We start from the raw sequence: 6,398 nt of genomic DNA, 5'->3' as shown, positions 1-6,398 counted from the left end.
GCTTGATGGTTGGATTCCTGCGGCAAATTCCTCTACGAGGGCTGACCCCACCATGGCCCTGGGAAGTCGCGGCTTGCATCTTCTGTCTTTCGGGGATGATTATCGTCACCGCTTTTGTCCCGTCCGAGCTTCGGAATCATGAGCTGACTTCGAAATATCTCTCTGACTGGCGAGTCCGTACATTTTATAATCTTGGCAACTTCTACCTGTTGTTTAGCTATGCGGCATGTGCAGTCCTTGCCGGGAGGCGCATTGGGGGGGCCGGCCTCTGCGGATGGTGTCCTTGACCCTGATCTCAGCTGGCCTAGCAGGTCTCGCGGTCAGCTGCGTCTTCAGGTTCTTGTGGGTTAACCTTCCCGCTCTGCGTGTGCCAGGGCAACCCGTCACCTATGTACACAACTTCATCTTCGGGCAAGCGTCGGCGATCCTGGTCTGTATCGGAGTCGGCTTGCCCTGGCTTGTGAGCATGGTGCAAGTGGTACAGGAGCGCATCGTTTGTTGCGTCCAGCACCGGCAACTCGGCCAGTTGTGGGATGGCTTGATGGGAGTCTACCCGGAGCTAGTGCTCAATGACGGTCGGAAGAATGAGAAACAATGGTGCGCGAATTCCGCAGATCTCTACCGTCGTTATGTGGAATGTCGGGACGGACTGACGCGGCTTGGTCCTTATATCGGCATGCTGGCTGGCGATAAACTCATCGAGGAGTGGAACCCCACGCCACAAGAAGCCGCACGCTTAGTGGAGCGTGCGCTTTTCATCGCTGCGAGCTCCACGGACGAAATCAAACTGCCGAAGGAACCGATATTCGTGTTCGCCCCACAGCCAGACCTGCGCGATGACGACTACGAACCTGACCTGAACGCACTGATCAAGATCTCCCATGAACTCAAACGCGGACCAGCCTCAGGCCCTGATGAGTGCGGAATCCACGCCGAGGCCGAACTCGCCGGCGCGGAATCTTTCAAGCTGAACGTATCCGGCGGGAGTTAGGCCGCTTCTTTTTCGGTGATTTCCTGCGGTTGGTTGATCCAAGCCGGGCCCGCTAGGGCCAAGATCTTTGGGTCGCGGCTGGCAGCGAATCGGGGCGAATGCTTAGCCCTTGCCGCGTCCACTGCAGGGCGGCTGCAAAGTCGTTTAGCTGATAGTGATGCCGGCTAGTTTAAGGGCGCGGTCCGGGTAGTTGCGGGCACCTCGAGTGGCTTTGGCGAGGTTAGTTTCTCCTTGTAGCCGGAGAATTGTGATGGCGATGTTTCTTAGAGATGCCATCACGCGTGGTGCTTCACCGTTGCGTACTTGGCTATGGTCTTCCCGAAAAAGAACGTCCCGGCGGTAGTGGAGCCCGTTTTCGATAGCCCAATGACCACGGATCCACGCCCCTATCTCGGCAGGTTTTCCCTGTGACGGTGTCAGCGACGTGACGATGTACACCGTCTCTGTGTGCCACTTCCGTGTTCCCACTGGCCGTGACTTTCGGGTGATCTGAGCGGCTTGGGCTGCGCGGGGAAAGTTGGTGCCCTCAGCAATACTCACGCACTTCACGGTCCGCTCAATGTCCCGGCCGTTGGCGGTCTCCACGGTCTTGTTCCCTGCCCTGACTCGTTTCCACGGCAGGTCCGCGCATTGCTTGTGCAGACCAGGCTGGTTTCCCTTCACCGTGAGCACATAGAAGGCGCCCCGGCCATGAAGATACTCGGCATGCTTACGCTGGGTATGGAGTGCATCCGCCGATACGACCACACCGGTAAGGTCCGTGATTCCGTCCAATAGTGTTGAAAAATAGGGGATCTCGTTCGATTTCTCGGCCACCGATACCTGCCCCAACACGGCACCGGTTCCATGATCAATAGCCGCCATCAGATGTACCCGCGTACCGCCGCCATTCTTGGCACCACGTACTTCCTTGCCATCGATAGCGACCGCGACCAGGGGCGTTGCCCCCCTGCGCCCATGCCCCGGCCAAGCGGTCCAGCATGTCAGCATCAAGTCGTTCGAATACCCTCCCCAAAGTGGTGGCGTGTGGGGAGCCGATACCCAAGATAGCCAGCTGGTCCCGCGCCGTGTCAGCGGCCCATTCAGCCATCTCCACTAGCGTCGTTGCCCCCGCCAATATTGAACAGACCATGATCACCAGCAAGTGCGGGAAACGGTGCCTGACCCCGCGTTTCTTCCGAGGATCCGGCAATTCACACAGAGCCGCAAGGACCTTACCCGGATCAACCTGAACCGCGCCCAGCGGAGCGAATTCGTCAATGAACAAAGCAAAGTGAGAAGATGACATACGAGAACTCCTGGCAATCCAGCGGCTTAGACACCATCTGGCTTAACAGGAGTTCTCATCTTTAAACAGCCACGGCCCCGTTCGTCTCACATGTTAAGACGCCATCCCCTCATAAAAGACTTTGCAGCCACCCTGCACCCTTTGTGACAGCGGAAGCCCGAGTCGCTCCATGGACCAATTGGTCCAACGTGGATATGTCGACCGCCGCAGGGATGCCCATGATCGGAGGATCGTTCATTTCAGCATTACGAGTTCCGGGCAGTCCCTTGCTCTGAAAATTGCACGCGCCATGACATGGATCGATGACGAACTGCACGACAGCCTGTCAGATGAAGGCATTGAAAATATGACGAATGCTTTGCGTCTGCTTCTAGGAAACAGTTCAGAGTCGGTGCGGCTGAACAATAGGCTGCCCACCGTCTGATCGACATGAGGTCAAATGAGTGATACAACATACATGTTACATCACTCACTTTACCCAACCGAAAGCTCATTCCATGAACCGTTTACCGCAGTTCTCCATTGCACACCCACGAATCATCTTGGGGCTCTGGCTGATCATTATGATGATTTCCGGATTCTTTGCACTCAAACTCGATGGGGCATTGACTGCAGGTGGATTCACCAATCCCCGCGCTGAGGCCATTACAACCCAACAAGTAGTTGAACAGGCCTTTGGAGATGCTCCAAACCAAGTTCTAATCGCGGTTGAAGCCGAAAAATCGATTACAGCTACCGAGATCGAAGGACTGGGTGCGGAACTTACGGCCCTAGGTGCCGATTCAATCCAAACGCCACTGACAAATCCTGCCTGGCAATCAAATGACGGCAAAACCGCAGTACTTGCAGCAGGCTTCCTCGGCGACAATACGGAAATCCAAAATTTGACTCCCGACCTTCAGCAATCGCTGTCCGAATCCACGGAAGCCCGCATCTATGTCACCGGCCAGCCAGCCCTGGACTACAACCTCAACGTCCATTCAAAGGAAGACGCCGTTCGTGCGGAACTGATTGTCTTTCCCCTGCTGATCATAATTCTCTTGATTATTTTCCGGTCTGTTGCAGCCACTGCAGTACCACTCGTCTTGGCGGGCAGTGCGCTGGCTGTAAGTTACGCCCTCGGCTACCTTGTAACCCGGCTTACCGACATCTCTTTGTTGTACACAAACATTGTTTCCATGATTGGCTTGGCAGTCGCCGTGGACTACTCATTGTTTATTATCAAAAGATATCGTGAAGAGCTCTCCCACGGCCACGACATTTCCAGCGCGCTGTCCACGGCATTCAATACAGCGGGCCGTTCGGTGGTCTTCAGCGGCATCGCGGTAGTAGTTGCACTGTCAGCGCTATTTATCCCAAATCTTATGGCCTTCACCAGCATTGCTCTCGGAGGAATCGTCGTCACCCTCTCCGCGCTACTGCTTACGATGACAGTTCTGCCGGCAGGGCTGAAGCTCTTGGACCGCCGCATTGAATGGGGCACATTGAAATTCCTGCCTGCTCCTCGCATCCCATTAAAGACCCGCGGCAAGAAAAACCCCGGAGTAGTCGCTTCAGCGGGTGCTCTCATGATGTTGTTGATGGCCATGCCGATGCTGGGAATATCCCTTCAATCCCCAGTGGCCAGCGCCAGCGTTCTCCCCGCTGATGATTCTGCCCGCATTGGCCTTGAACGTATTGAGCAAAATATTGGTCATGAAGGGCTCTTTCCCATTCAAGTTGTCCTCACAGCATCAAATGATGTTTCACGTATGCAAACACTTCAATCAATTCAACAAGTTACAGATGAGGTGGAGCGCCTTGACCCCTCAGCGATAGTACGCTCGGTGCTGACAAGTGGAATTTCCCAAGCAGAACTGGCGAAGGCACTTGAATCATCAGTGCCCGAACCTTTGGCTTCCCTCTGGTCCAATGCCGACAACTCAAGCGTGACGCGGATTGTGATCGACCCCTCGGCAGGACCAGACACCGTATTCACTCACGAACTCATCAAGGAACTAAGGGCAAGCCTCGCAGGCATCGCTCCCTCAGCAGACATAATTGGCGTAACAGGAGCAACAGCGCAGGGAATCGACTTCGACAACACGCTTGTTAGTTCAATCCCTTGGATCCTGGCGCTGGTTTTCCTGCTTACGTACGCTATGCTGCTGATCGCTTTCAAATCAGCCCTTCTTCCCCTCATAGCATTGGCGTTCAATACGCTCGTCGTTATGGCCAGCGTAGGCCTACTAACTGCATTCGTTGATATTTCGGGTCAGGCGCCCATGAACTCAGTGACACCGATCTTGCTTTTCGCAGTCATGTTTGGGCTGAGCATGGACTATATGGTCATAATAATTTCCCGCATCATTGAGGCATACAAAAACGGGCTCGCGTACAATGATGCCATCGAAGCTGGCACCACCCAGACACGTAGCATGATCAACAGCGCAGCACTCATCATGGTTGCCGTTTTTGTGGCGTTCACATCAGCCCAGATCAGCATCGTTAGGGAGATCGGCATTGGGCTGGCAATTGCAGTGATCCTTGATGCCGTCGTCATCCGGAGCATCATAATGCCGGCAGTTCTTCGACTCATGGGGCCCCGGGCACTTGGCCGGAGGATACAGCGTGAAGGTGAACCTGTTAAAAATTCTGACTCTGATGAAGCTATTGAAATGAATTTAGAGTACGGGAACCTAGTCAAGCAGTGATCACCCCTCACCAAGGAAAATACGTGACATGTTATTATTTTCATTGGATACTAGCCTCAATAGGCTTACATGCCTAATCGTAGAGGAGAGTTGGAATGCGACACGGAAGAGCGAAAATTGACGCACCCGAAACTCTGCTGGCCCCATCTGAACTCAGGTATTTGGTCCTTGCTGCCCAAAGAGAGGGAAGCCGGGCACTTTCGCGTAAACTTAGTGAGTTCAAACTCACTGTCTCTCAATCGGAGATCCTCCTTGTTTTGGATGAATTCGGCCCATTGACTCTGAAAAGTCTTGGTGAACTGATCGTTTGTGAGGCGGGCAGTCCAAGTCGTATCGTCGAGGCCTTGGTGAACCAAGATCTAATTTTACGAACGCCAAATCCAAAGGATCGTCGAGCAGTGCTTTTGGAACTGTCCTCAAAAGGCACATCCCTGCTGCCTCAACTTCGCAAAGTCGAGGAAGAGATTGACACTGAGACAGCTTCATTGTTCTCCCTTGAGGAAACGCAGGCCCTTACGGCCTCACTTCGACGCTTCCTCGGATTCACCGCGAGTGGCCCTGTTTTAGATCGACGGTTTGAGCAAAAAAGGATTCCTATCCAAGCGCCAAACCGCGTGGCATAGGTTCCGCTCAGCGGAGCTCACGCCCACGCGGGTAAAATCTTCGATCCGAGATGATGCGTATCAAAAATCGTAGACAACGAGACTATGTATGAAAGTGAAATATCCGGCGCTAGGTACTTGCGTCGGATATCTCACTTTAAACAAGACACCGCTATATCGGCCACGCAGGAGCCCGTTGATGCTCCACTGTTTCCTCAGCCGACCCGTTCGAACGTTCCAAGGCGCGCACGCCCCAGCTCAACGGTTCCCGGCCCAGGACCTTGACGACCATAGCGGGTGATTTGAACCTGAAGATCTCCAAGCTGCGGAACGTGTCGTTCTTCCCTGCGTTGCTTGAACGGCTCCGCCGCGTTAATCAGGCCCTCTACATGGTTGTGATGGAGGCCTATCTGCACGGAATTTCCACCGCAAGGTCGACAATTTGGTCTGGGCGCTCGGGGCCGATACGGGATTCCCAAGTCCGAGGTCTCCCGGATCTGTCAGGACCTGGACCAGAAGGTCGGTGCTTTCCGTGTCTCTGACCTCGTGGCCATGGACTACCCGTACGTGTTCCTCGATGCGACTCGCTGCAAGGCCAGAGTCGCGCACCGTGTGGTGTCTCAAGCGTTCGTGGTCACTTTTGGTGTGGCTGAGGACGGGCGCCATGAGGTGTTGGGTTTCGATGTTGGCGACAGCGAGAACGAGGAGTTCTAGACCGCGTTCCTGCGTTCCATGAAAACCCGTGGACTGGACGGGGTGAAGCGAGCGATCTCCGATGCCCACATCGGCTTGAAGAAGACTATCGCCACGGTCTTCCAGAGCGT

6 protein-coding genes and 1 pseudogene are annotated in these 6,398 nt (G+C 54.5%); 5 read left to right on the top strand and 2 right to left on the bottom strand.

Annotated elements, in window-relative coordinates; translation table 11 throughout:
- The first annotated feature begins 226 nt into the window (after positions 1–226).
- On the top strand, positions 227–991 hold the full coding sequence (locus RY113_RS18210) for an MAB_1171c family putative transporter (protein WP_315915791.1): 765 nt from the start codon (positions 227–229) through the stop codon (positions 989–991).
- Positions 992–1,135: 144 nt separating this feature from the next.
- Here RY113_RS18210 and RY113_RS18205 read toward each other — a convergent pair whose 3' ends face one another.
- Positions 1,136–1,927, bottom strand: a complete 792-nt coding sequence (locus RY113_RS18205; protein ID WP_315915792.1) for an ISAs1 family transposase — start codon at positions 1,925–1,927, stop codon at positions 1,136–1,138.
- Complete coding sequence (locus RY113_RS18200) at positions 1,842–2,279, bottom strand: transposase family protein (RefSeq protein ID WP_315915789.1); 438 nt, start codon at positions 2,277–2,279, stop codon at positions 1,842–1,844. Before RY113_RS18200 ends, RY113_RS18205 begins: the two co-directional genes overlap by 86 nt.
- 121 nt (positions 2,280–2,400) lie before the next feature.
- Here RY113_RS18200 and RY113_RS18195 point away from each other — a divergent pair, with 121 nt between their 5' ends.
- The 4 genes and pseudogenes from RY113_RS18195 to RY113_RS18180 form a co-directional block, all read left to right on the top strand.
- Positions 2,401–2,703 carry a winged helix DNA-binding protein gene (locus tag RY113_RS18195; protein WP_315915788.1) on the top strand — a complete coding sequence of 101 codons (303 nt, stop codon included), beginning with the start codon at positions 2,401–2,403 and terminating at the stop codon, positions 2,701–2,703.
- A 73-nt stretch (positions 2,704–2,776) separates the two neighbouring features.
- On the top strand, positions 2,777–4,972 hold the full coding sequence (locus RY113_RS18190; RefSeq protein ID WP_315915787.1) for an MMPL family transporter: 2,196 nt from the start codon (positions 2,777–2,779) through the stop codon (positions 4,970–4,972).
- A 95-nt stretch (positions 4,973–5,067) separates the two neighbouring features.
- Positions 5,068–5,595: a MarR family transcriptional regulator gene (locus RY113_RS18185; protein WP_315915786.1), complete on the top strand. Its 528-nt coding sequence runs from the start codon at positions 5,068–5,070 to the stop codon at positions 5,593–5,595.
- A gap of 194 nt (positions 5,596–5,789) precedes the next feature.
- Positions 5,790–6,398: pseudogene (locus tag RY113_RS18180) on the top strand (transposase); the annotation flags it as partial.

Origin of the sequence: Arthrobacter sp. lap29, assembly GCF_032458965.1 — a bacterium.
In the GTDB taxonomy this organism is placed as follows: domain Bacteria; phylum Actinomycetota; class Actinomycetes; order Actinomycetales; family Micrococcaceae; genus Specibacter; species Specibacter psychrochitiniphilus.
Note: the sequence above shows the minus strand (reverse complement) of the source record. Positions and strands in the feature narration are given on the sequence as shown.